The sequence below is a fragment of the Bdellovibrio sp. SBM16 genome (assembly GCF_056175625.1).
On the sequence record NZ_JBJKJG010000004.1, the window covers coordinates 32,887 to 59,671 of the forward strand.

Annotated in this window: 20 protein-coding genes; 12 read left to right on the plus strand and 8 right to left on the minus strand. The window is 43.6% G+C overall.

The window, feature by feature from the left end:
- The first annotated feature begins 3 nt into the window (after positions 1–3).
- The 4 genes from AC04MM_RS04820 to AC04MM_RS04835 are packed head-to-tail and all read left to right on the plus strand — an operon-like array spanning position 4 to position 3,940.
- Positions 4–1,083: a type IV pilus twitching motility protein PilT gene (locus tag AC04MM_RS04820; protein ID WP_475379192.1), complete on the plus strand. Its 1,080-nt coding sequence runs from the start codon at positions 4–6 to the stop codon at positions 1,081–1,083.
- Positions 1,084–1,110: 27 nt separating this feature from the next.
- A complete protein-coding gene (deoC, locus tag AC04MM_RS04825) occupies positions 1,111–1,803 on the plus strand; it encodes a deoxyribose-phosphate aldolase (RefSeq protein WP_475379193.1) in 693 nt (230 codons plus the stop codon).
- Entirely contained in the window at positions 1,803–3,116 is a 1,314-nt protein-coding gene (locus AC04MM_RS04830) for a thymidine phosphorylase (RefSeq protein ID WP_475379194.1), read from the plus strand. The genes deoC and AC04MM_RS04830 overlap by 1 nt, the downstream gene beginning before the upstream one ends.
- Entirely contained in the window at positions 3,113–3,940 is an 828-nt protein-coding gene (locus tag AC04MM_RS04835; protein ID WP_475379195.1) for a purine-nucleoside phosphorylase, read from the plus strand. The genes AC04MM_RS04830 and AC04MM_RS04835 overlap by 4 nt, the downstream gene beginning before the upstream one ends.
- Here the strand turns inward: AC04MM_RS04835 and asnS are convergent.
- Positions 3,937–5,325, minus strand: coding sequence for an asparagine--tRNA ligase (asnS, locus tag AC04MM_RS04840; RefSeq protein ID WP_475379196.1), 1,389 nt, complete (start codon positions 5,323–5,325; stop codon positions 3,937–3,939). The genes AC04MM_RS04835 and asnS overlap by 4 nt on opposite strands.
- A gap of 278 nt (positions 5,326–5,603) precedes the next feature.
- On the opposite strand from asnS, the gene AC04MM_RS04845 reads away from it, so the two are divergent.
- On the plus strand, positions 5,604–6,779 hold the full coding sequence (locus AC04MM_RS04845; protein WP_475379197.1) for a S8 family peptidase: 1,176 nt from the start codon (positions 5,604–5,606) through the stop codon (positions 6,777–6,779).
- Complete coding sequence (locus tag AC04MM_RS04850) at positions 6,779–8,062, plus strand: hypothetical protein (protein ID WP_475379198.1); 1,284 nt, start codon at positions 6,779–6,781, stop codon at positions 8,060–8,062. Before AC04MM_RS04845 ends, AC04MM_RS04850 begins: the two co-directional genes overlap by 1 nt.
- On the opposite strand, the gene AC04MM_RS04855 is transcribed toward AC04MM_RS04850, so the two are convergent.
- On the minus strand, positions 8,059–9,537 hold the full coding sequence (locus AC04MM_RS04855) for a hypothetical protein (protein ID WP_475379199.1): 1,479 nt from the start codon (positions 9,535–9,537) through the stop codon (positions 8,059–8,061). The two genes, AC04MM_RS04850 and AC04MM_RS04855, sit on opposite strands and share 4 nt — an antisense overlap.
- A gap of 85 nt (positions 9,538–9,622) precedes the next feature.
- On the opposite strand from AC04MM_RS04855, the gene AC04MM_RS04860 reads away from it, so the two are divergent.
- The 4 genes from AC04MM_RS04860 (at position 9,623) to AC04MM_RS04875 (ending at position 16,356) form a co-directional block, all read left to right on the plus strand.
- Positions 9,623–12,634 carry an outer membrane lipoprotein-sorting protein gene (locus AC04MM_RS04860; RefSeq protein WP_475379200.1) on the plus strand — a complete coding sequence of 1,004 codons (3,012 nt, stop codon included), beginning with the start codon at positions 9,623–9,625 and terminating at the stop codon, positions 12,632–12,634.
- Between the two features lie 78 nt (positions 12,635–12,712).
- Positions 12,713–14,272: an acyl-CoA carboxylase subunit beta gene (locus AC04MM_RS04865; protein ID WP_475379201.1), complete on the plus strand. Its 1,560-nt coding sequence runs from the start codon at positions 12,713–12,715 to the stop codon at positions 14,270–14,272.
- A gap of 8 nt (positions 14,273–14,280) precedes the next feature.
- Positions 14,281–15,813 carry an acetyl-CoA carboxylase biotin carboxylase subunit gene (accC, locus tag AC04MM_RS04870; protein WP_475379202.1) on the plus strand — a complete coding sequence of 511 codons (1,533 nt, stop codon included), beginning with the start codon at positions 14,281–14,283 and terminating at the stop codon, positions 15,811–15,813.
- A 12-nt stretch (positions 15,814–15,825) separates the two neighbouring features.
- Complete coding sequence (locus AC04MM_RS04875; protein WP_475379203.1) at positions 15,826–16,356, plus strand: acyl-CoA carboxylase biotin carboxyl carrier protein subunit; 531 nt, start codon at positions 15,826–15,828, stop codon at positions 16,354–16,356.
- Positions 16,357–16,464: 108 nt separating this feature from the next.
- On the opposite strand, the gene AC04MM_RS04880 is transcribed toward AC04MM_RS04875, so the two are convergent.
- Positions 16,465–17,235, minus strand: coding sequence for a hypothetical protein (locus AC04MM_RS04880; protein ID WP_475379204.1), 771 nt, complete (start codon positions 17,233–17,235; stop codon positions 16,465–16,467).
- 155 nt (positions 17,236–17,390) lie between these two features.
- Here AC04MM_RS04880 and AC04MM_RS04885 point away from each other — a divergent pair, with 155 nt between their 5' ends.
- Positions 17,391–20,657 carry an ATP-binding protein gene (locus AC04MM_RS04885; RefSeq protein WP_475379205.1) on the plus strand — a complete coding sequence of 1,089 codons (3,267 nt, stop codon included), beginning with the start codon at positions 17,391–17,393 and terminating at the stop codon, positions 20,655–20,657.
- On the opposite strand, the gene AC04MM_RS04890 is transcribed toward AC04MM_RS04885, so the two are convergent.
- Genes AC04MM_RS04890 through AC04MM_RS04905 form a run of 4 tightly spaced genes read right to left on the minus strand, consistent with a single transcriptional unit; the run spans position 20,654 to position 22,973 of the window.
- Positions 20,654–21,253, minus strand: coding sequence for an RDD family protein (locus AC04MM_RS04890; RefSeq protein WP_475379206.1), 600 nt, complete (start codon positions 21,251–21,253; stop codon positions 20,654–20,656). The genes AC04MM_RS04885 and AC04MM_RS04890 overlap by 4 nt on opposite strands.
- Positions 21,254–21,289: 36 nt before the next feature.
- The gene (gene tatC, locus AC04MM_RS04895; RefSeq protein WP_475379207.1) at positions 21,290–22,078 is read right to left on the minus strand and encodes a twin-arginine translocase subunit TatC; all 789 of its coding nucleotides are present in this window, start codon (positions 22,076–22,078) and stop codon (positions 21,290–21,292) included.
- On the minus strand, positions 22,038–22,343 hold the full coding sequence (locus AC04MM_RS04900) for a Sec-independent protein translocase subunit TatA/TatB (protein ID WP_475379208.1): 306 nt from the start codon (positions 22,341–22,343) through the stop codon (positions 22,038–22,040). The genes tatC and AC04MM_RS04900 overlap by 41 nt, the downstream gene beginning before the upstream one ends.
- Before the next feature lie 15 nt (positions 22,344–22,358).
- Positions 22,359–22,973, minus strand: a complete 615-nt coding sequence (locus AC04MM_RS04905; RefSeq protein WP_475379209.1) for a hypothetical protein — start codon at positions 22,971–22,973, stop codon at positions 22,359–22,361.
- 142 nt (positions 22,974–23,115) lie between these two features.
- On the opposite strand from AC04MM_RS04905, the gene AC04MM_RS04910 reads away from it, so the two are divergent.
- On the plus strand, positions 23,116–24,162 hold the full coding sequence (locus tag AC04MM_RS04910) for a CpaF family protein (protein WP_475379210.1): 1,047 nt from the start codon (positions 23,116–23,118) through the stop codon (positions 24,160–24,162).
- Here AC04MM_RS04910 and AC04MM_RS04915 read toward each other — a convergent pair.
- Positions 24,159–26,771, minus strand: a complete 2,613-nt coding sequence (locus tag AC04MM_RS04915; RefSeq protein WP_475379211.1) for a M16 family metallopeptidase — start codon at positions 26,769–26,771, stop codon at positions 24,159–24,161. The two genes, AC04MM_RS04910 and AC04MM_RS04915, sit on opposite strands and share 4 nt — an antisense overlap.
- Positions 26,772–26,785: the final 14 nt, after the last annotated feature.

A 26,785-nucleotide genomic window follows, 5' to 3' on the forward strand; every position in this document is an offset into this window, starting at 1 on the left:
GTCATGGCTACAATTGATGATCTATTTCGATTAATGGTTGAGCAGAAAGCTTCGGATTTGCACGTGACAAGCGGCGCACCTCCCTATCTTCGTGTTCACGGTATAATGTCGCCACTGAATTACCGCCAATTGACAAGCCAAGACGTACAAGGCTTGATCTTCGAAATCTTAAATGAAAAACAAAAGAAAGCTTTCGTGGAAAAATGGGAGCTTGATTTCGCCTACGTTTTAGAAGGTGTGGGGCGTTTTCGCTGTAACATCTTCATGCAGCGCAAAGGCTTAGGCGCTGTATTCCGTACAATTCCTGAAAAAATTAAATCAGCGACCGAATTAAATTTACCACAGACAATTGTTGACCTGGTTGAAAACGATCGTGGCCTTGTTCTTGTCACTGGCCCAACCGGTTCGGGTAAATCAACAACACTTGCTGCGATGATTCAACATATCAACGCCACTCGTGAAGCGCATATCATTACCGTTGAAGACCCAATCGAGTTCGTACATCCAAATTTAAAATCATTAGTGAACCAGCGTGAGGTTGGCGCACATACAAAATCCTTCTCAAACGCTTTAAAAGCCAGCTTACGTGAAGATCCGGATATCATTCTGGTGGGTGAGCTTCGTGACTTAGAAACGATTTCTTTGGCATTAACTGCCGCCGAAACCGGTCACTTGGTTTTTGGAACACTTCACACCAACTCAGCGGTAAAAACGATCGATCGTATCATTGACGTTTTCCCGTCGGGACAACAAGCGCAGATCCGCGCCATGTTGGCTGAATCATTACGCGGTGTTGTGGCACAAACGCTTTTCACGCGTGCAGATAAAATGGGTCGCGTTGCCGCATTTGAAGTCATGAAGGGTACTCGTGCCGTAGCTAACTTGATTCGCGAAGGTAAAAACCATCAAATTCCGTCGATTATTCAAACCAGTGCAAGCCAAGGTATGGTTCTTTTTGAAAAGTACCTCGATGATCTTGTTAAAAAAGGTCTTATCCTTGATGCCGATGCGCGCTCTTTCTTAGGCAAAGAAGCGGCACCGGGCTCAGGTGGCATCACTCCTACTGGAAAAAAAGTTGCTTAAGACAACGATCGGATGTCAAATTGAACAATGACATCCGATTTAAAAAAATTAGCTCCCGAAGATATTGCCCAATACATTGATCACACTTTATTAAAACCTGAAGCTACGCGTGCTCAGATCCAAAAACTTTGTGAAGAGGCAATGACACATAAATTTTATGCCGTATGTGTAAACTCATCAATGATCTCTGTTTGTAAAGACATTCTTAAAAACAGCTCTGTTAAAATTGCCTCGGTGATCGGCTTTCCGTTAGGCGTCTGCGATACATCAACAAAAGTTTTTGAAACCACCCGTGCGTTAAACTTGGGTGCAACCGAGATCGATATGGTCGTGCATCTTGGCGCAGTCAAATCGCAGGATTGGTCGTATGTTGAAAAAGATATTAAAGAAGTTGTCATGGCCGCACAAGGCCACCCCGTTAAAGTTATTTTAGAAACCCATATGTTAACCGACGATGAAAAACGTAAAATCTGTGAAATCAGTCTGCATGCGGGAGCTCAGTTCGTAAAAACCGCTACCGGATTCAGTGGCGGCGGGGCAACCGTTGAAGATGTCACGTTAATGAAATCTATTGTGCAGAACAAAGCACAGGTTAAAGCCTCTGGCGGCGTTCGTGACTTCGAGGCCGCTGTGAAAATGATTCAGGCCGGCGCTACCCGCATCGGTACAAGTTCAGGTGTTGCTATTGTAACTAACCAAGCTGGAAAAACAGGTTACTAATGTTACCGGCAGAAATTATTAAAAAGAAAAGAAACGGCTTTGAACTTTCTGAAAAAGAAATCGAAGATTTTATTTTAGGTTACACGCGCGGCACGGTTCCTGATTACCAAATGTCAGCGTTACTAATGGCCATCTATTTTAAAGGCATGACCACACCTGAAACTCTGGCATTGACCAAAACTATGCTGCATTCAGGTATTGTCGTAGACACATCTTCCATCCCCGGCTTTAAAGTTGATAAACACTCTACCGGTGGCGTTGGTGATAAAACCAGTCTTATTCTTGGCCCGGTGGTTGCCGCCTGTGGTGTGTTTGTTCCGATGATTTCTGGCCGCGGCCTTGGTCACACCGGCGGAACTTTAGATAAGTTAGAATCCATCCCCGGCTTTAATACCCAGCAAAGCCTGGAAGACTTTATCCGCATCACCAAAGAAATCGGCACTTGTTTTATCGGGCAGACAAAAGATATCTGCCCTGCCGATAAAAAGATCTATGCTTTACGTGATGTCACCGCAACGGTTGAAAGCTACCCGTTGATCTGTGCCAGCATTATGTCGAAAAAAATTGCCGAAGGAATTGACGGGCTCGTGCTTGATGTAAAATTCGGATCTGGTGCGTTCATGAAGACCGCTGAAAACGCGCATGAGTTGGCGCGCCAACTTATGGCGATTGGTCACGGTTACGGCAAAAAGGTGGTCTCGCTCATTACTTCTATGGATCAGCCGCTTGGCCGTTACGCCGGTAACGCCTTTGAAGTTTTTGAATGTGTCGAGATCATGAAAAATAAAAAGCATGTCAGTGCCGATGGCTACGATATGTATGAAGATACGCGAGAATTATCATTGCAACTTTCTGCCCATATGATTCACTTATCCGGAAAAACCAAGTCGGTCGAAGAGGCCTATGCCCTAGCGGTAGACGCTTTAGAATCTGGGCGGGCTCTGGAAATCTTTGAAAAGATGTGTGGAAAACAAGGTGGAAATCTATCCCAACTTAATTTTGCCAAAAAGCAATTTCAGGTGACTGCTACCGCTAGTGGTTACATCTCTGGCTTTAATGTGGAAAAGGTGGGAATCGCCGGTATTGTCTTAAAAGCCGGACGCCGCATCACTGAAGATTTGATCGATCCCCTGACCGGCATCGAATTTCATAAAAAAATCGGCGACCAAGTTCGTGCCGGTGATGTGATATTTACCATTCACTGCGATAACGAAGCCTTAGTTGCTGAAACAAAATCATTTTTAACTGAATCCGTAACGGTTTCTGCGCAGAAGCCGTTACCACACAAATTGATTAAAGAGGTCCTACTATGATGAACAACAATGTCGTACAGAATATCACTGACGCCGTAACCTATATTAAAAGCCAATCTAAAGTTAAACCGCGTATCGGTGTAATCTTAGGTTCGGGCCTTGGCCATTTCGTACAACACATGAATGTGGAAACCACATTTCCGTTCAATGCGATTCCAAACTTTATCCCGACAACCGTTGAAGGCCACTCAGGTAATTTAATCTTAGGCGATATCAACGGCGTACAATTAGCCGTCCTGCAGGGGCGTCTGCACTACTACGAAGGCCACGACATGAACACGGTTGTGTTTCCGACAAGGGTCATGGCAGCTCTTGGCATTGAAATCTTAATCGTGACCAACTCGGCCGGCGGCTACGGCGATGGCATGAATGCCGGTGATTTTATGATTATCGAAGATCACATCAACATGATGGGCACTAACCCGCTGATGGGACCGAACATTAAAGAGCTTGGTCCGCGTTTTCCGGACATGACCCAAGCTTATGATAAAGAATTAACTGAAATGGCCGAAAAAATATTTCGCGCCCAGAAAGTGTTTTTTCATAAAGGAACTTATATCGGCGTAACCGGTCCAACTTACGAAACACCATCTGAGATCCGCATGTTCAAATCAATGGGCGGTAAAGCCGTAGGGATGTCGACCGTTCCGGAAGTGATCGCTGCCAACCACATGGGTTTAAGAGTCGCGGCGATTAGCTGTATCACGAACTTAGCGGCCGGCATCAGCGCTCACAAGTTAACGCACGATGAAGTTACGGTAACCGCTAAGCGCGTAGAAAAAAGTTTCTGTGACTTCTTAAAAGAATTTATCTCTAAGATTTAAAACAACGCATTCTTTGGGGTACGCGGGAATGGGATGACATCACGGATGTTACCCATTCCAGTGACATACATAAGCATACGTTCAAAACCTAAGCCGTAGCCCGAGTGCGGAAAACTGCCGAAGCGGCGCAAATCTGTATAAAACGTGTAATCTTTTGGCTCTAAACCGATGCGTTTCATCTGCGCCTCTAAGATTTCTAAGTTATCTTCACGTTGTGAACCACCGATCATCTCGCCAATGCCTGGAACCAACAGATCCATCGCACGCACGGTTTTTCCGTCCGGATTTTGTTTCATATAAAACGCTTTAATCTCTTTCGGATAATCCGTTAAGAATACCGGTTTTTTAAAGTGTTCTTCAGCCAAATATCTCTCGTGTTCAGATTGTAAATCCGTGCCCCATTCAACCGGGTATTCGAATTTTTTACCTGATTTTTTTAAGATCTCGATACCTTCTGTGTAGGAAAGTCTGCCGAATTCGTTATTTAAAACGTTGTTCAGCTTGTCGAATAAACCTTTTTCAATGAACTGGTTAAAGAAGTTCATTTCTTCCGGACACTGCTCCATCACATAGCGGATAATGTATTTAACCATCTCTTCAGCGATATCCATGTTCGCTGATAAATCGGCAAACGCCATTTCCGGTTCGATCATCCAGAACTCAGCCGCGTGGCGCGAAGTATTCGAGTTTTCAGCGCGGAAAGTCGGACCGAAGGTATAAATGTTACCAAAAGCTGCCGCAAAAGTTTCGCCGTTTAACTGGCCGCTCACCGTTAAGCTTGTTGTTTTACCGAAGAAATCCTGAGTCATATCTATATGACCATCTTTGGTGCGTGGTAGTTTATCTAAGTTAAGCGTGGTCACACGAAACATCTCGCCGGCACCTTCTGCATCAGAGCCAGTGATAATCGGCGTGTGCACAAGAACGAAATTTTTTTCCTGAAAAAATTTATTGATTGCATATGCAAGAACTGAACGTACGCGAAATACCGCCGAAAACGTATTTGAGCGCGGACGTAAATGCGCAATCTCGCGTAAGAACTCCATGCTGTGACGCTTGTTCTGTAATGGGTAATCCGCGTCAGCTTTCTGAAACACTTTAACGCCTGAAGCTTTAACTTCAAATGCCTGACCAGCACCTTCAGATTTAACAACCGTGCCGACAACTTCAATCGAACTGGCGATTGATAATTTTGCGACTTCTTCAAAGTTAGAAAGCTTATCATCAAAAACAATTTGTACACCGTTAAAAAAGCTGCCGTCATTAAGCTCGATAAAACCAAAGCTCTTCTGGTCACGAATCTTTCTGACCCAGCCGGATAACTGAACTTGTTGGCCGATTAATTTATCACTCTCTTTAAATAGATTACGTACTGTTTTTTTCATGAAAGCCAGACTAGCCGATTTGCGCGGCGGAGGCAACCGTAAGGCTAGAGCCTTACTTCCTGTGTTGATCTGCCTCGGCCAGACCTTATCCTAAAGGGCCGGCTCAGCCATCCTAATACCTCTTAAAACAAGTTTTTATAGCCATGATTTTCTGGGTCCAGATTTTCTTAAAACGATTCAGTCAGGACTAGGTTATGTATCAGAACTAACCGATCAGTTCTCAAAAGTTCATCACAAGTAATAACGGGAATGTACTTGCTGGTGCAGAAATGAGAACAATGAGAAATAATTTACAGATCGCCATGATGGTCCTAGGTCTAGTAGCTTTAACCGGCTGTAGTTCAGGCAAAACGAAAGAATCTGTATTCTCAGAAAACGCACAAGCTTATTGCGAAACAAACACTCTTTCTAACCGCTACGTCGTACAGTGGGAAGATGGTTCAATCACAGTTGAAACAACACCCGCGGGCACAACCGACGACGAATTCAGAGAAACTTTCGTCAAAGACAATTTAGCTCTTATTAAACATGTCGACCGCGATTACCAGATCCGTTTACGCCCGATGGCTAAAAGTTCGGACGTGCAGGTTAACGCTTCAAGCTTAAGCTGGGGCCCTGAAAGAATCGGCGCTGATCAGGTCTGGGCGCAGGGTTACCGCGGCCAGGGCGTTAAAGTCGGCGTTGTCGATGGTATGATTGACAGCACCCACGTGCAGTTACAGACCGCCGTTGTTTCTAACGAGCAATTCAACAACGAGATTAATGATCCAAACACAAATATTCACGGAACCCATGTGGCCGGTATCATTGCCGCTGACGGAAATTTAGGTCCGGTGGTTGGCGTTGCGCCGTCGGCAAAAATTTTAGGAGCTCAGTTTATCAGTAACACCGGTGGTGGTTCGTTAGGCGAAGCCATTTTAGCCATGAACTCTGTCGCCAACAAAGGGGCTAAGATCATTAATATGTCTTGGGGCGGCGCTGGTTGTGTGACATCTCTAAAAGATGCCGTTAAATCACTTTCTGATCGCGGCATTTTAGTAGTCACGGCAGCCGGCAATGAAGGCGTGAATTCAGATTATTACCCGGACTATCCGGCATCATTCCGTTTTGCCAATCAGATCAATGTGGCCGCCACAACAATTGATGATCGATTTATATCGTTTTCAAACCGTGGCTACCATACGGTAAATATCGCAGCCCCTGGTGTTTCGATTTATTCGACGATCCCACTTAACCGCATCGATGACATGGATGGCACCAGCATGGCCGCACCAATGGTCTCTGGCGCTGCAGCGTTATTGTGGAGTGCAGTACCTACAGCCACCGCACAACAGATCAAACAGGCATTATATTCATCTGTCGATGTGTATCCAGAATATCAAGTCAGCACGCGTGGCCGTGTTAATGTGAAAAAAGCTTTAGATGCGTTACGTGCGATGTTATCATCGCCTTAATGCAAGTATCATTATTAGCTTTTTCTTTTCTGTTTTTTATTACACAAGATGCATGGGCTTTGGAATTTGACACAAAAACCGAAGTCTATGTCGCCGGCAACAGTTATTCGGTAGATTCTGAGTATGCCGAAAAAAATCAGGCCCTCTATTTTTTATCAAGCGAAAATAAAATTATCTTTAATTCAAAGTGGGAATTTGCCCTTTCGCCTGAACTCTACTATCTCGATAATTTAAAAATCGAAGGTCAGGATAAAGCGCTCTTGGAAGCAAAAGAAGCCGGACTTAAATATTTCGGCTCGAAGCTAAGTTGGACGCTGGGTTTTTTTCAGATGAAAAAAGAAGGTCCCGATATTTTAGACCCACTCGATTATCAACAGCCAAAAAATTACTTAGACCCGCTACACTCCGGCAAGCTGGCTCTTCTTGGCCTTAAAGCAGAGCTCGCCGTAAATAACTACTTAGCCTTCGAGCTCGGATTTACCCCGCTGAATAGAATCCCGGTCATCCCGCAGGCAAGCAGCGCCTGGTATCCCCGCGAAGGCGTGTTGCCGACAGAATCAGATGGTTATCTTATTACACTTCCCGATAACCCCAATTACCGCATTAACAATGAAGAGCGTTCAACAAATGATTTAAAGAACAACTATGTTTTTAAAACAAAAATTACTACCTCCTACACGGATATCGTTTTACAGGTGGCCGAAACACTCTCGAGTTCACCTGATATATCGCCGACTTTGACCGGAACCCTGATTTCGGCAACGCCGGTTTTTGCCATCAAGCTGGATAACCCGATTCACCTGGATGTGCGCTGGAAAAAAGTTAAAAACTATGGCGGCGGCTTTAACATTCCGCTCGAGTCGATGGGATTAATTATAAAAATCTACAGCAATCAAGAAGTAACTGAAGCGCAAAAAACGCTGATGACCACGCTTGCGTTAGAAAAAACAATCGGCAACTTTATAGCTATACTTGAAGCCACCACTCAGCAGATCAGCAGTCGCGTCGACAACAGCAATCTGTCGACAATGACAAATCTTTATGAAAATGCGCAGGCTCTGGGGCTGCGTTATGCCGCCAACGATAAATTCAGTTTGCTCGCCGGCGGGCTATACGACAGCGCCAAAGGCTCTTACGTGGCCACCTTGCGTCCCAAATATTTTTTCACCCAAAATGCCTTTACTGAATTGCAACTGGTGGTTGTAGGTGGAAAAAAAGAATCGCTTTTGTCTTACTTCGATAAGGCCGATTCTGCATCACTCAAAATCGGCACCAGCTTTTAGTTATTCAGGGCTATTTCGAAATACAGCTTGTTCTCTTTACTGTAAAAAATCTTTTTTAACGATGCCGACACCGTATCTGTGAGCTTAAGCACGCTTAAGTTGGCTGTCGCCCAGTTGTCGTTAAAAAAACTTTTAGCTGTCTTATCCACCAGGTTTGTCGAAATGCGTTTAGAAGGACTGTACTTGTTAAGAAAGCCCTGATCATAAACAGCGCTTGAGGATAGCGCCTGCACGGTGGTTTTCACCTGCGCGGTGTTTGCGATATTTGAAGCCGCTTGCAGGTACGTACGTAAGTAAATCATGGGCTCCTGGCACGCTAGCACCCAGACTCCTGCAGTGACGGTCATATTTAAATGAGTTACATAGCTGTCTGGCTTTAGCGAAATCTCCAGATTCTCTAGCATCGGGCGCAGAATCAATTCTTGTCCTTTGGGTAATTTCATTAAACCCGGCCACACAAAAAATTGCTTAAAGCGCGATCGGGTTAATTTATCCAGCTCAGTAATGTTCTTTGAAGAGTATGAAAGCTTGGCTAATTTTACAGACATACTTTGCTTAAGGTAGGACTGCAGCTCAGCTTTATCGACAACCATAACAGCTTCAGACTTTAGCGTATACGCCGTCACGGGCTTTAAGACGGCCGCAACATCATTCAAAGCAAAGCCGATATCAATATATTGATCGTTGACCTGCAGCAGACTGAACACTGGCGCCGACAAGCCCTCTGCGCCCAGCATCTGATCTCTGATGACCTGTTCGGCTTTAAGGGCGTGCTTTTGCAGCTGTTCTTTTAAAAGAGCATTCACTTTACCCAATAATAATGGCTTAAACAGATCGATGCGTGAAAACTGCTGCAGGATTTCGTCGCCGATAATATCTTCAAAGCCGGTGATGTTGCTGCATTTAAAATTTTGCACAACCAATTTTGGCGCCCCAAGATTGATATCTGTGACATTTGCCGACAAATCGACATGATCCGATTTTGCCGCACCGGAGATGGCGGCAAGCACAGAAATAGCGTCTGTAGAAGTAACCACCTTAATATTTTCACATACTGTCTGAATACGTACTTTGATAACCGCACCGTTTACTTCCTGCACCAAATATGTATCGATCTCCAGCTTAGGCACCAGGATATCCAGCTCTGGCTGCAGCAGCGCAAAATGGATGTTGTGGTTGACTATCGGATTAAATTCCACCTGCTGCCAATCCAGATTGTATTGAAAGTTGTTTACAGAAATCGGAAACACCGACGGAAACGAGATCGCAGTTTCATACACGCCGCTTATCGGTTTTTTCCCAGTTATCAAACCTTCCAGCGTCTGCTTAAGCTTTGTTGTTGAAATTAATAAATTTCCGGAAAGCTTTTGTGCAGTTGCGTTTGCAGAAAACAAAAAAACAAAAATTATTGAAATGCCTCTACATGTTTTTTTAATTTTATCCGATGAAATCAAACGCTCCGTGTTTTTTAACATATAAGTCCCTCGTGGATAAACTATTCGGTAGAAAGAAATTTTTATGAAGAGCATTCAGAAAAGATTTATAGATTATTTGAATCGAATGTCTGAAAAAAGTGTGAAAACTTTTATCAGATTTTTTGCATTTTCTTTAGTTGTGGTTTTCTGTCTAAGTTTTTACAGTTTAAAACATCTTTCATCCGAATATAACATCAAGCAGTTTTTTCCCAAGAAGCATGCACTGCTTGAGCATGAACGTCGCGTCGTGGCGCACTTTAAGTTACAGGAAAAATCCAGTCTGGTGATGATTCTCGAAAATAAGAATCAAGACTCCTGGATAAATAAAAACCATATTCATCAGCTGCGCCGTCTTGCCTCAGATCTAGAAGCGCAGGATTCTGTAAAAGCCCTATACAGTTTAGGCAAGATTCAGGGCACCTTTGAAGTAAACCAGGATTTATATGTCGGAGACCTGTTTGACCAGGTTCCCGCGAAATACTGGAATAAAATGATCACGTCACACCCAATTGCAAAACCAAATTTACTATCAAAAAACAACAAGCAAACTTTGTTTGTTGTTGAGCTGAGCGATAACACTCCGGAAAAACTGCAGAGCTTTTTGGCTTATGCGGATAACTTATTTAATACAAAATATAAGACAATCACGGCCCAGTATGCCGGCGTTCCCCTGTTGCAAAATGATGTCGCCAAATTATTAAAGGTTGAGCTTATCCGGTCTGTTTTTTTTGGTGTCTTGGTTTTTATCGGTGTCTTAATGACCATTTTTGCGGGCTGGTCAGGTTTGGCGCTATCTGTTGCTAACTTGGTTTTTGTAAATGTAATCAGTCTCGCTCTGTTAGTGCTTTTTGGCATTAAGCTGGATGTGTTGTTATCAACCCTTCCGGTTTTAGTCAGTCTGATGACGATTTCATTAACCGTACATATTTTGTTACGTGTAGCCAAAGTTTCTGAATACGGCAGTCTAAACGTAAAAATAAAGTTTTTAGGAATTATCGAAAATTTGCGTTCACATTTTTTAGAGTACTTTTTAGCTACGCTCATGCCCGCAATCGGATTTTTAATGTTAATGACTTCTGATATCGGCATTATCTACAAATACGGCCAATCGGTTTCGACCGTAATTGTTTTAAGCTGGTTTTTATCGCAGCTATTTATGATTCCGGCTTTAGTGTTTTTACCTAAAGTAGAGCTGCGCTCATGGTCGTCACGTAAAGCTTACTGGAGTTTGCGGTTTTTAAACCACGGCCGCCCGGTGATTGCTATGACTTACAGTCTGTTATTTTTTGGTATCATTGGATTTAATTTTTTAAACTGGAATACCCGTTTATTTGACGACCTGCCAAAAGATAGCGCTACCCGTATTAACACTGAAAAAATTGATACAGCTTTCGGCGGAACAATTCCTGTATCCATTGTTTTATTCGGTGAAGAAAAAACATGGGTTGACCCAAAGGCTATGAAAAACTTAGATCTTTTATCTCAAGACTTAAAAAAATTGGCCTCTGTCGGGTCTGTGATCACTACGGCAGATTTATTAAAAAAGGCCTCACCTAAAGGTTCTCGTCTGCCGGCTACAGCAGCCGAAGCTTCAGAATCATTATTCTTATTTTCAATGGCCGAAACCGACCCGACAGCTTCCTATTTAAACCAGTTGCATCACTTAACCCGATTAGAACTGCGCCTTAAAGATACGCCATATTATATTCAGCAAAAAGATTTGGAACAATCTAAGTATTTAATTCAAAAACACTTTCCAGGCATTCGTTACAATATCTCAGGCATGGGTGTCAGTGCCCACCAGTTAAATTCAGAAATGTCGAAAGAACTTATCTTTAGCTTCTGGCATGCCATTGTCGTTATCGGATGCATTTTAGTTTTCGTTTTTCGCTCTTACAAATGGGCCTTGGTGGCGTGCCTGCCAAATTTAGTACCGCCGCTGGCGTTAATTGCAATTTTGGCTGCATCACGCACGCCGATTAAGCCAAGTGTTGCCATTATCTTTTCAATTGCAATCGGCCTGGCTTTTTCGAATACGGTGTATTTACTGGGTAAACTCAAAAAAGTAATCAAAGAAAAAAATCTCGTGGAGTATCTGCCTGTAAAGTCGATGCTGGTTTCTGAGATGATACCCTGCTTGCTGGCCACTGTATTGGTTGCTTCGGGATTTATTGTATTTACGTTTTCATATTTTGAAATGAATAAAATTTTTGGGGTGTATATGATTCTGTCGATTATCGCTGGTGCTTTTGCTGATTTACTTTTCTTACCATCGTTTATTAAACGTTATCCGAATTTTCTGTTAAAAAACCAAGCCATGCTTCCGCCGAAAGCGATTACCGCGACAGCCGCTTCTTTTGTTTTTGTTCTGGTCTTTGCACAAAAATCATTTTCAGCGGGTATCGATGTGAATGCTTTATTAAAAAAATCGCAATCTCTGATTGCCAGCAAAGACGACATTGCTGATGTCACAATGAAAATTATTGAAAAAGACGGCTCCGTTAAAGAGCGACAAATGCAGATCAAACGTAAATTCGGCCAAAAACACATGACGTTGGTGCGTATGAAAGCACCAGCTGATCTCAAGGGCACTGCCTTACTTAACGTCATCGAAGCCGGCGAAGAAAATCAGTGGTTGTATCTGCCTTCGACTAAGCAGGTTCGTCGGATCATGGGAAACCAGAATAAAAAAGCCGGCGTTTTAGGCTCTGAGCTTACACCTGAGGATTTAGATATCACGACGGTAAAGGGTTCAAAGGCAACCTTGCTTAAAGAGATGAAAGTGAATAACCAGGATTTTGCTCTGGTTGAAATTAAATCGAACTCAAACACCACTGGCTACTCAAAAGCTTTGGTTTTGATTTCTGTAAAAACACAGCTGCCTGCCCGTTTAGAGTACTATGACAAACAAAACAAAGCCGTAAAACGCGTCGATTTTGAAAGCTATGTGCAAGTTGGCGGAGCATATCGCGCTCAGTCAATAAAAGTGCGCAATTTAGTCAATAAAAGAGGCACCGATTTGATTCTGACAAACATTAAATCCAACTCTGGCCTGTCGGAAGACGAGTTTTCACAGCGCGCATTATCACGAGAGTAAAAGCACTAAAAAGTTTGTTTCTCTCGATTGAAGCGTGGTAAATTCTTTGTCTTAAAACAGAGAGGACATTGAATTGCTATGTCAGAAAATATCATGCTGCAAAAGATTCAAGATCTAGAAAAAAGAAACGACCGCGCCTTTGCTGGCGGCGGTGCGGATAAAATTGCCAAACACAAACAAAACGGACGACTAACTGCACGTGAGCGCGTTGAGGTTTTACTTGATCCGGGTAGCTTCGTTGAAACCGACCGTTTCATGACTCATCGTTGTACTAACTTCGGAATGGAAAAAAATAAAGTTCCAGGTGACGGCATCATCACCGGTTACGGCCGTATCAACGGAAAATTAGTTTATCTATCTTCACAGGATTTCACCGTTAACGGCGGCTCGATGTCGCGCACCCAGGCGAACAAAATTTGCAAGGTCATGGATTTAGCCCTTAAAAACGGCGCCCCTTTTATTTCGATCAACGACTCTGGTGGTGCGCGTATCCAGGAAGGTATCGAATCTCTTGGCGGTTACGCAGACATCTTCACTCGTAATGTTACTTCTTCGGGTGTTATCCCGCAGATCACGGCGATTATGGGCCCGTGCGCCGGTGGTGCGGTTTACTCGCCATCAATCACGGACTTCGTCTTTATGGTTGAAAATACATCATACATGTTCGTAACCGGCCCAGATGTTATCAAAACGGTAACTCATGAAGATGTAACCAAAGAAGAGTTAGGTGGCGCGGCCACACACTCACAAAAATCTGGCGTGTGCCACTTTACGGCGAACGACGATAAGCACTGTTTATTATTAATCCGCGAATTAATGAACTTTATCCCTTCTAACAACCTGGATGATTCTCCGACCTTAGGTACTAAAGATTCTCCGGACCGTATCGTAGAAACTTTGAATACATTAATTCCTGATAACCCGAAAAAACCTTACGACATGCTTCAGGTCATTTCTGAAGTTGTGGATGAGGGCTATTTTCTGGAAGTACATAAAAATTTCGCACAAAACATTATCGTTGGTTACGCCCGCATGAACGGCCGCCCGGTAGGTATTGTTGCTAACCAACCACAAATCTTAGCGGGCTGTTTAAATATCGACGCCTCAAGAAAAGCCGCGCGCTTCATCCGCTTTTGTGATGCTTTTAATATTCCAATCGTTTCTTTCGTTGACGTTCCGGGTTTCTTACCGGGCCGCGATCAAGAGTGGAACGGAATTATCACTCACGGTGCTAAATTACTTTACGCTTATGCTGAAGCTACTGTTCCTAAGGTAACTGTGATCACACGTAAAGCTTACGGCGGTGCTTATATCGTTATGGGTTCTAAATTGTTACGTGCGGATGTGAACCTAGCTTACCCGTCTGCCGAAATCGCGGTAATGGGTGCTGAGGGTGCCGTAAATATTATTCACCGTGAAAAAATCGCGAAGGCTGCAGACCCTGCGGCAGAGCGCGCCAAATTGACGGCTGAGTACGAACAAATGTTCTCTAATCCTTATGTGTCGGCAGATCTTGGTTACACTGATGAAGTGATCGAGCCTGCATTAACCCGTAAACGTATTATCGACTCGTTGGAAATGTTACGCAATAAACGCGACACCAATCCTCCGAAAAAACACGGTAACATTCCTCTGTAGGAGAAATTATGCATTCACATGAAATTTCAACCCCACAGAATGCCCCGTTTAAAAAAATCTTAATCGCTAACCGCGGCGAGATTGCCATTCGTGTTACTCGCGCCTGCCGTGAGTTGGGAATCGCCACCGTAGCAGTATTTAGTGATGCTGACCGCGAAAGTTTACACGTATTCTTGGCTGACGAGGCTTACCATATCGGTCCAAGCCCATCTAAAGAGAGCTACTTAAACTACAAAAAAATTATCGAAGTGGCTAAGGCTGCCGGCGTCGACGCGATCCATCCGGGCTACGGGTTCTTATCAGAAAATCCGATTTTTGTAAGAGCCTGCAAAGAAGCCGGGATTACTTTTATCGGCCCCACACCTGAAAACATGGAAGCGATGGGCGATAAATTATCGGCTAAAGCATTAATGAAAAAAGCCGGTGTTCCGTTGGTTCCGGGCTCTGACGGCGGTGTAGAAACCGTTGAAGAGGCTTTAGCGGTAGTTAAAAAAATCGGCTTACCGATTATCATCAAAGCCACTGCTGGTGGCGGTGGTAAAGGTATGCGCGTTGTTCGCCAGGAATCAGAAATTGAAAGTGCGTTCCGCGCTTGCCGTTCTGAAGGTCAGAACTACTTTGCCAACCCTACAGTTTACATCGAAAGATTTATCAACGATCCGAAACATATCGAGATTCAGGTGTTCGGCGATACGCACGGAAACGTAGTGCACTTATTCGAACGCGAATGTTCGGTTCAGCGTCGCCACCAAAAGATTATCGAAGAATCTCCGTCACCAAGTGTGCCTATGGATGTAAAACTGAAAATGGGTGAAGCTGCCGTTCGCGCAGCTAAATCTATCGGCTATATCGGTGCGGGTACGATTGAGTTTATCTTCGATAACCAGACTAAAGAATTCTTCTTCATGGAGATGAATACACGTCTTCAGGTAGAACATCCGATCACTGAACTTGTTATCGGTGTTGACTTGGTTAAAGAGCAGATCTTTGTGGCTAAAGGCCACAAGCTGAGCTTCAAGCAAGAAGACATCAAACAAAAAGGTCATGCGATTGAAGCGCGTATCTGTGCTGAAGATCCGTCGACTTATAAACCATCACCTGGCCAGATCCGCGCTTGCCGCCATCCGCAGGGTCCGTTTTTACGTATCGATTCATACGCCTACCCTGGTTATGAAGTGCCGATCTACTACGATCCAATGATCTGTAAAGTGATCACTTGGGGTGATACCCGTGAAGAGGCGATCGATCGTATGCAACGCGCATTAGCTGAATTCGTGTTAACAGGTATTAAAACAAATATCGTTTTACACAGAACAATCTTAGGACATGAAAAGTTCTTAGATGGTTCTTATACGACCCAGTTCATCGAAAAGAACTTTGAGGTGTTAGAACCGCAAATGTTCCGTGACGTAAATGACCCGGTTTTCTTAATTGCTGCTGCAATTACCGCTTTTGAAGACCGCAAATCAAAAGATGTACGTAGATTTAATGTGCGCTCGAACTGGCGCTCACTTAGCCGTAAGATCGCCCTAAGAACGTAGAGGATAGAGAATATGTATTTTGAAGCAGAACTAAAAGGTAAAAAATATAAAGTCGATGTCCACGAAGAACGTCACTCTTGGAAGGTGTCTTTACAGCTTGAAGGTCAGGAATGGAAACATTATGACATTTCAAAAACTGACTTCCAGCACGCTGAAGAATATGTAAGCTTTCTTTTTGAAGGTAAGTCTTACTTAATCGATGCTCTCGGGCAGGACACAGAATACACGGTTTTTACACGTAACTCATTTCGTACGATTAAAATATTTAATGACGAGATGTTATTACATGAATCATTGAAAAAAGGTGGTGGCGCTGGTTCTAACGTTGAACTGAAGGCCGGTATGCCAGGTAAAATTATCGAAATCTTCGCTAAAGAGGGTGAAGTAGTTAAGGCCGGCAAGCCTTTATTAATTATGGAAGCCATGAAGATGGAAAACGAAATGCGCGCCGCAAGCGATGTCAAAATCAAACAGGTGTGCGTAAAACAAGGCGACTCAGTCGAAAATGGGGCTGTCTTAATTAAATTCGAAAAACCATCATAAGGTTTTTATTCCATTTAAAAACAAAAAACCCAGGCCTCATCAGCTTGGGTTTTTTTATTTTCAAAATCTAATTTTGATAAAGTATTAAATTTTAATATTAAGCTTTTATTATAAAGCCTGGAAGTTTCCTAAACCATCGATGTGAAATGAATGGCTCTGAGTTTCTTTTTTAAGAATAGTTGAAACTGTCCAGTTGATATTTAAAATCATACCGGCAATTGGATTTTCCGTAGTGTTTTTGTTATAAACCGATTCAACCTTTGCCTGAACATTGAATGTGTATAAGTAAGCTGTTGAAAACTCTTGTGGTTCAACAGACGCATAACCGATGTACTTACCTTGGCCTTTGTAGCTACCGCCGCTTAAGAAGATAATCTTATACACCAGTCTGGCTACCGTTATGCCATACAAATTCTTGTATGTGATTTCATAGAACTTCGATTTTGGATTAGACCAACCCTCTAACTGTTGCCAGGCTGTGATATTTTGTGGAACTGCAGTGGCTTTTTGTTGCTGATAATTTGCCACCGGCTTTCCTTTTTCAAGAACGTTCCAGATTTTTGTACCGATATTAATGATTTTATCAACAATCACTTCAACTTTATCTAATTTACCGATGGCCTGATCTAACGGATCCTGGCTTAAGATATCGAAATTGGTCGGCACTTCGATACTTTCTTTCTCAAACTTTGCCTGCTCAAGCATAAGCTGCCATTTATTTTTTTGTTGGTATTTTTCTGTGACATCTTGGACTTCCACGTTAAGTGTAGTCAGTTGGTTAACCATGTCTGCCGTAATTTCGCGATCATCGATTGATTGCGCGTTGGCTAATATTGGCAAAGTTAAACTTGCGAGAACCATAATCGTTAAAAACTTCATACATTCCCCCTATGGATGTGGCTGCAACATATGAAGGCTGTGTTGGTTTAGCAATGATTTTGGGCAGCTTTGTAAAGTTAATATGAACGTACAAAAGTTTGTCACTTCTGGCATGCCCAATGCTGTTATAGCGGTTTTACAGAGGGAATGTGAATGTGCAACTGCATAACAACAATTTAACAGAGCTGAGTAAAAATCTGTCGCGCTGGCTAACTTTTATCGTTCTTTTATTTCCGCTGTTGTCTTTGCTCGGCCATTACTTTGCTATTCCGGTTTTGACCGGGGCAATTGCGGATTTGCCGACTATGCGACCGAGACCGGCGGCTGGCCTGCTTTGTCTGTCTCTTGGCATTTTTTTAACAACATTAAACAGACATTATCGTTTGATCATTTTTTTAACCGCACTTTTCTGTGTAGTTCTGGGTAGTTTTACCTTAACCGGTAACTTATTGCCCTTTCCGGGAAGTCCCACTTCTCCACAATCTGCACTTAATTTTTTGCTCTTGGGTTTAAGCCTGCTCATCTATAATTTTTTTGGGCGCTTTATACGTCAGGCTCAGGTGCTAATCATCGTAGCTGGAATTAATTCAGAAATCGCATTTGCCGGCCATATCTTCGGTGTCGATGTTTTTTACGGCTTTCTCAATAACAACTCTAATATCGGCATGGCCGTGCCCACTGCAGTCAGCTTTATTTTAGCGTCCGTGGCGCTGATATGTGCTGAGCCCGCTGTCGGTTTCACTAAAATGCTCTTTCGCGATAGCTCAGCCAGCAGCACAATTGCGAGAAAATTATTTTTAACGATTATTTTTGGCCCACTGATCATCGGTGCTCTTACTCATACCGGTATGTTCTTTGGCTTATATCGTGAGCGTGTACATAACGCTTTATTTGTTATCATTTTTATTTCGGTTATCATTCGCGTAACCTGGCAATCTGCAAAGCAGTCCGAAGCCGAAGAGCTGCGTGCCGAAAAAGCCTTAGAAGAAAAACAGATGTTGGCGGCATTCGTCGAGAATTCTTTGGATTTTGTCGGCATCACCGATGCCCAACAACACATTATATACTTAAATCCGGCCGGCAAAAAGATGATCGGAATGCCGCTGGATTTTCCGATCGAATCGACCAATACGGCCGATTATTATGCCCCGGAAGATGTCGCATTTGCACACGATGTGGTCTTGCGCTCAGTGACTGAAAATGGCCGCTGGCAGGGCGAAACACAATTTCGTCACTGGATAAGTAATCAACCTATTCCAGTATGGCATTCGTATTTCCAGATTCGCGATCAGGAAACAAAAAAAATACTTGGCACCGGCACTATTACCCGCGACATGACTTACCGTAAGGCGCTTGAAGATGAACTGCGTCTTTCCGAAGCCAAATCTTCAGGGATTATCTCGATCTCGGCAGACGCGATTATCTCAATCGACAAAGACCAGAATATCATCTTGTTTAATGAGGGCGCAGAAACCATTTTCGGCTACAAAAAAAATGAAATCCAGGGCAAACATTTGAACCTGCTGATCCCTGAGCGGTTTCGAACCAGACATCAGCAGCATGTCGGCCATTTTTCCACTGGGCCTAACACAAGCCGACGCATGGGCGAGCGCGGAGTCATTATTTACGGTTTACGTAAAAACGGCGAAGAGTTTCCGGCAGAGGCGGCCATTTCAAAAATTGATGTCGGCGGAAACCTGGTCATGACCGTCACGTTGCGTGATGTTACCGAGCGGGTACGCCGCGATAACAATCAACAGTTCTTAGCCGATGTTAGCGCCGCACTTTCAGAAGGGTTGATCTTAGAAAGCACTCTGCAGCGTTTAGCTGAACTTGTAGTGAAAAACCTAGCCACTTTCTGCATCTTAGACATCGCCAATGCAGAGCAAGAATCACATCTGCTAAAAGTGGTTAGCCGCACAAGAGTAGATGGAGCGTTGTGTTCTGAATGTGAGCGCATGACTGCACTTATTAAATCATCTCCGAGTGCCTTTGCGCAGGTAATTCTAAAAACCCACCAGCCACTGCTGATTGAAAACATTACTGATGAACATCTGGCGTTGCTCTCGGCAAATGAAGAGCAACTGCAAACCTTAAAAAGCTTTCATTTAACATCACTTTTGTCAGTTCCGATGGTGGCGCATAATAAATTTATCGGCACCTTGGTCATGCTGTCTTCAACTTTTCAGCAGCAGTATCGTGATAGTGACTTGCGCTTAGCTGAAGAACTTGCAGCGCGCGCGGCGCTTTCAATAGTAAATTCGAACCTATACCATAAAGCACAGAATGCCATCGCTATTCGTGAAGATATCTTGGCCGTGGTTTCGCATGACTTAAAAAATCCGCTGACGACGATCAAACTTATCGGACAAACGCTGCAGCTATTGGAAAATCCAGATAAAGCCATCTGTTCGCGCCTGGCCAACAAAATAGAAAATTCTGCCCGTCAGATGCAGGTATTGATCGATGATCTGCTGGATTTTGCCAAAATCGAAAGCGGAACTTTTGCGGTAAATCAGAAAAACGAAAGACTGATGGATGCGGTACGCGAAACTATCGAACCACTTCAGATTCAGGCGGATGCCAAAAAACAATCCTTGCTGTGTGAAGTAGCTATCGATTTACCAAACGTAAATATCGACCGTCCCCGTATTATCCAAGTATTATCAAATCTAATAAGCAACGCTCTTAAATTTACACCTGAACACGGCACAATCCGCGTCAGCGCGCAGGCCCGGCCGGCGCATGTGGTAGTTTCGGTGAGCGACACCGGCCCCGGAATCCCGCCAGAAAACCTTAGCAAAATCTTTGATCGCTTTTGGCAGGCCGAAGAAGCAAAACAAAAAGGTAGCGGTCTTGGATTGGCAATCGCCAAAGGAATCGTGGTGGCTCACGGCGGAAAAATCTGGGCTGAAAGCAAAGTCGGATCCGGTACAACATTATATTTTACACTTCCTAAGAGCACCGAAGCTTTGCAAAGCCCCGGAGTGAATGCCAATTTGGCGGATAAACAAAGCCAACTCATTGATCTCTCAAAGCCGGTACTCAAGGGCGAAAAAATTCTGGTCGTCGACGATTCGCCCGACACCTTGTTTTTGATTAAACACTTACTCGAAAGCCTAGGTGCAGAAGTGACGGTTGCCGAAAGTGTTAAGTCAGCACTTTCTAACATCAAATTTTCTATGCCGAATATTCTGTTTACTGATATCGAAATGCCGGAACAAACAGGCTATGACTTACTCGATCAGCTGCGCCACTCACCGGACAGCAAAAGCAAATCGATACCGGTCATTGCACTCACGGCGCATAGTCAGGATAAAGAACTGAGCCAGATAAAAAAAGCGGGCTTTGATTTTTATTTATCAAAGCCCGTTAATTTAGAAAAAATGATTTCTACGATTTTACAGTTTACAAAACATTAGATCTTATTAAGTAGTTCCTGCTTTTTGGCATCGTATTCAGCCTGGGAAATCGCACCCGACTGATACAATTTATGTAGATCTTCGATCGCTTTTGAAACATCCGCCGAATTGGCTGCAAGCGATGAGGTCGCCGAGCTGGCCGCGTTTGAAACAGCCGGAGTGTCGCCGGCCAGTCTGTTATATAGCTCTTTCATTTCGGCTTTCCACGCCTGGAAGTAGTTTAAATCCGGTGGTTCTTGGTTAATCACTACACATTCAGCAATCATGTCATGCAGGGTCTGGCGTTTTGCCGTAAACAGATTCATTAAGTAACCGATACATAAAACTATACCCGAAAGAATACTGCAGAAGTATCTGATGTAAGCTTGTTTAAGCGTTAAACGCTGTCCGGTTTCTGAGACCACGATCATGCCCATCATTGCTTTACCCGGAGTTCCTTTTAATGCCGAAGCTTCGAATACCGGTTTATAAATTAAACCCAGAAGAATACCACCGACATACGGAAGTAATATCCCCAACAACCAAGCCGGAATGAGCATAATTAAACCATCTAAAAACGACGCTACAAATCTTCTCCAAAAACCAGAATATACCATATCAATTCCCTCTCGTGGCAGCAGGCACGACTAAACTTAATTTTCAAAACTTTCAGCTAATGACGATTTTCTTCTTTCAAAGAAGCCAACGATTACAATAGAAATTTCGTACATCACCCAAAGCGGTACCATAAGCAAAATCATACTTAAGGCATCCGGTGGAGCAACGACGGCCGACACCGCAGTGATCGTTACTACGGCGTATTTCTTTTTTTCTTTTAAAAATCTCTGTGACACCAGGCCCATCATGCCCAAAAACACAATCACAACCGGCATTTCAAAAGTTAGGCCGAACACCACTGCTGTTTGCGTGAAAAAACCCAAATAATGGTCAATCGTAATCATCGGTTTGTCGATATCACCGCCGAAAGTCATTAAAAATTTAAACGCCATCGGTAATACAACAAAGTAGCTAAACAGCACACCCAATACAAACTGGAACGTGCCGAAAAAGATAAATCCGGTCGCCATCTTTTTTTCGTTTCGGTAAAGAGCCGGCGAAATAAATTTCCACAGCTGATATAGCCAAAGCGGTGCTGAAACAATCAAGCCCGCCACGAAGGCGATTTTAATGTGCGCCATGAATTTATCAATCGGCCCGGTATAAACCAATCCGCCGCTCGGTAAATAAGGCTGAATCGGCATACGGATAACATCAAAAAGAATATCGCTGAAACCCCAGCATAGACACATTCCTAAAAAAATCGACCAAGCAGCCCGCACCAGACGAAAACGCAGTTCGCCGATGTGCTCAATCAAAGACATGTTTTTTTCTTCTTCATTATTAAGATTTGGATTCATCGGATTTTTCTGTACCAGTTTCATCTAAGTTGTTCACCGGTGCAGATTGCGTCGGCGCTTGCTGCTGCGCCTGTTGTGGCGGCTGAGCTGGTTGATGCGGTGGTTGCGGTTTTAGCATATCCGAAGGCCTGAATTCAGCTTCTTTTTTCAGTTCATCAAAAACACCCGAAGTGCTGCGGCGTAAATCATTGAACATGCGGCCGATATTACGCATAACTTCCGGCAGCTTCTCTGGCGGAATTACGATAATCAGAATTATTGCAAGAATAACCAAATGACTAAAACTCATGTATTAAGTTTTATCTTAGGCTTTATTAACTTTCAATTGTTCTTTTGGCAGGGTCACAATACCCATTTGATTCAGTTTTTCGCGCGCCACTTCTGATCCGGTTTTAATGTACATGTCATATAGCCTTAAAACGTTCTGGTCAGCCTGCACCGACGACTTTTCACTCATATAGCTCAGAACCTCTACGAACTCGAGAAAACGCTGAGAAAAGGTTTTATAAACCTCGCTTAAGTGATCTTCTTTAGTCCAGGCCGCAAGGTTAAAATAGGCCGCCGACCCCATTTCTGAATAGTAGTCGATATCAACCAGCTTTTTTTGAAGCGAGTCGCCAAAAAATCCAGCTAAGTATAATGAACGGTCAGCCAGTGTCTTCATAATTTCTTTACGGCGCACGTTTTCAGAATTCATCGCGATCAGGTACATTTCAGCCAGAGTTTCCGGCGGATTTTCAGTCTGATCACCGTGGGTACTGTGAGGTGCAAACAAATTGCGTGAGTCGAGATAGTGTTTAAGCAAATGCACAAGATAGGTTTCCAGGTGAGGAAACGATTTTACTTTTCTTTGCTCCAACGCTTCTTTTAAAGCTTCGGAAAAATGCTGTTCCGGAGAAATAAATAAAAATCCACTCATAGGCTATACCGTCTCATCTTAATATACTTATCGGCCTTCATCCAGTCGGCCTTAACGTGAAAATGGCGCCCAGCTTCAATTCCCGGCCAAAGTCCGGTTAATTTATGCTAAATCCTGTTTCAAAATAATCCGATAAGAATTCATGCTGAATTATGGCCCGTTAAAATCATTATTGCTTTCAGATGACATGAGTGAAGTCATGGTCAATTCGTGGGACCATATTTTCGTAGAACATCAGGGTTGCCTGGTCAGAACCGCCGCACGGTTTGTTGATGCCCGCGAATTCCAGGATTTAATTTTTGCAATTCTATTAAACGACAAGCAAGACTATAACAAAACTTATTCTTTTGATGGCATTCTACCCGAAGGGCATCGTTACAACATCACGCTTCCACCTTTAAGCCCAAAGGGTCCGACTCTTACCATCCGAAAATTTTTAGAAAAGAATTTCTCTCTCGATCAGATGATCGCTTCAGATTTTTTATCAGACAAGACCGCACGTTTTTTAAAACTGGCTGTAGAAGCGCGGTTAAACATTGTGGTTTCGGGCGGAACTGGCACGGGTAAAACATCTTTTTTAAACACTCTGGCGGGCCTGATCCCCGAAGAACAAAGAGTTGTTTCTATTGAAGATACGCAAGAACTGCGTCCTAACCACGTTAACTGGGTCTACCTCAAAACCATCAAGGGCGAAAAAGGTCATGTGACCGCCCGCGACTGTGTATTCAATGCCCTGCGCATGCGCCCTGATCGTATTGTAGTTGGTGAGTGCCGCGGCGTTGAAGCCTTTGATATGCTCCAGGCGATGAACACCGGACATGAGGGTTCGATGACTTCAATTCACGCAAATTCGGCCAATGATTGCCTGGCCCGTTTAGAAACTTTAATTAATGTGGCCAATCCGGACATGCCGCTAAAGATGGTGCGCAACCAAATCTCTGAAGCGGTCGACATTGTGGTGCAATTAAAACGATTGCCTGACGGTAAACGCCAGATTTCAGAAATTATTGAGCTGACCGGTATGGAAGTCGATATCATTACCCGTTCGCCTGTTTTTACCCGCAACAAAGCCGGAAAACTTGATGTTACCGGCTACGTTCCGGATGTAATTCAACGGATGAATTACTCGGCAAAAAAAATATCACCGCAATTTTTTGATCCTAATACCCAGCTAAAAAAATCAAGCTAGGCCGTCTTTTTTCCGACGATACTGGTTATGTGAGGCTTACTAAAAAGCCTGTCCGCTACACGTTTAACATCTTCTGAAGTAATGCTGTTGTAGACTTTATCAATATGCAATGACTCGTTAAAATCATTTCCGTAGAAATCATCAAATGCGATGGTATTGCATAGCGCTGATTTTCTCTGTAAACCGATATCATTCTGCCCGATTAAATATCGTTGCGCGCGTTCAAGTTCAGCCTGAGGCACACTGGTGCTGCGTATCTTTTCAAATTCCTGATGAAACATCTGAATGGCTTTATTCACTTTATCCGGAGAGCAGGCGATATAGCCGCCGAAGTAACCGCACTCCAGACTTTCCATACGGATCGGTGATACAGAATACGCCAACGAATTTTTATCACGCAGTTCAACGAACAGACGCCCACCCTGACCGGCCATTATGGCCTGAATCACATGCAGCACATACCGGTCGTGGTCGGTAATATCAATACCCTGCCAGCCAACAATCACATGCGATTGTTCTTTGTTTTTTTCGGTAAAATAAGTCTGATTTTTTTCAATTGTCTTGTAATCGACTTTATTCAATAAACGCGGCGTCCGGGCGAAATATTTTTCCAGGCGCTCGATACTGTCCATCCAGAATTTTTTATCGAAATCTCCGACGACAACGGCAAGCATGTTGTGAGATGACTTTACCATGTTTAGATAATTATTCAGGTCCGGCACGGTAATATTAGCAATGGATTCCATGGTGCCGAGCTGCTCATAAGAAACCGGATGATTGGGAAACATGTTTTTTACAAACTGCTTGCCGCACAAATATGACGGCTGATCATCTTTAGCATGAATCTGGCGCTGCATTGCCTGACGTTCGCGCTCGATAATGCCAGGAACAAATTCCGGCTCCAAGAATAATTCTTCCATTAAACCAACGATTTTGGATTCAAACGGTTTCATGTAATCGAGCGAAAAGCCGACCGTATTTTTGCCGCTGAATGGTGCCAGACCCGCGGCAGACTCTTCGATCATCTGCAGAATTTCGCCTTCGCTGCGCGACTTGGTGCCGCCAAGCCAGGTGCGGCCAAGCAGTTCTGACAGGCCCATTTTGTCCGGCGATTCAATACGTGCGCCTCCGCCCAACAGCACGCGGGCTGATACAGTCGGAATCTCCTGCGATTTTTCAAAAATCACGCGTGTGCCGTTATTGGTGGTGTGCACTTCGATCGCCGACTTATCCATTTTTTTGATGTCTTTAAAAACGATCCTTGGAATCTTTGCGGCTTTATTTTTTACTTTTGGCCGCTTCTGATTTTTTTGCGAGGCGATCAGGTCAAGCCAGCATTTATGTGATTGTTTTAAAATACCTATAAAATCTTTTTCAGGCAGCGGGCCAAGCGCCGAATAACACGCAATCTTTGGATCTAAATATTTTTTTGCCACCCGCAAAACATCTTTTGGCGTAATCTTTTGGATCGCCTTTAAATACTTTTCGTGGGCTAGGCTGTCGTTCATGTAAAACTGTGATGAGCCGATTTTGCTCGCGATGCCATCAACTGTCTCAATCGAATAGAATTGCTCTGAAGATATATTGATAATAGCTTTACGAATTTCTTCCCAGGCCACTTCTTCGTTTCTGATTTTTTCAACTTCCTGGTAAACCCCTTCGAACGCCACTTTGGGATCTTGTTCTAAAACTTTAAAGCTCAAGGCGATAAGGCCCGGGTCCTGCGGGGTATAACTGTAGCTCGAGACACTACTCACCAGGCTCGATTGCAGACGCAACTTTGAAAACAGGCGGCTGGTTTCGCCCTGGCCAAGCACCATTGCCATAACATCCAAAGCTGGAACATCTTTGTGTTTAATCGCGGGCGCCGGAAAAGCCAGATTATAATTACTTTCTTTAAGGTCTTTATGTTTAACTTTATAAGTGACGCTTTTTGCTTTGGGTTCGGCATTGCGCTTAATCTTTTTCAGTTTGTACGGTTTAAAGGATGAAAAATACTTATCGACATTGGCGCGCATTTCTTTTTCATCAAAATCACCAGACACTATCAGGCACATGTTTGACGGCACATATCTTGACTGATAAAAGTTTTTTATTTTTTTAACCGGCCAAGAACGTACGTTTTTCTCATAACCGATCACCGGAATACCATAGGGATGCTTTTTAAATACTGAGCTAAACAACAGCTGCGAAGACTGGCGCCCTGGCGAATCTTGCCCCATCTTAATTTCTTCACACACCACTTCACGTTCGCTGTGGGTTTCATCGGGATCAAATGTCGGGTGACCCATCATCTGCGAAACGACATCCAGGGCTACATCCTGAAAGGTTTTTGAAATTGTGACATAAAATACTGTTTGATCAAATGAGGTGTAGGCGTTTAATTCACCGCCCGAGGCCTCAACGAAAGACGCGATTTCTCCGACTTTGAATTTATGTGTGCCCTTAAAAACCAAGTGTTCGATAAAGTGACTGATGCCTTCTTCACCTTTTTTTTCGTCGGCGCTGCCGGTTTTAACCCACATCTGCACGCTGACAACCGGAGATTTATGACTCGGAATAAGAATGACTTTAAGCTTGTTTTTAAGTTGAAATTTAATCTGTTTCATCTATAACTTTCCTT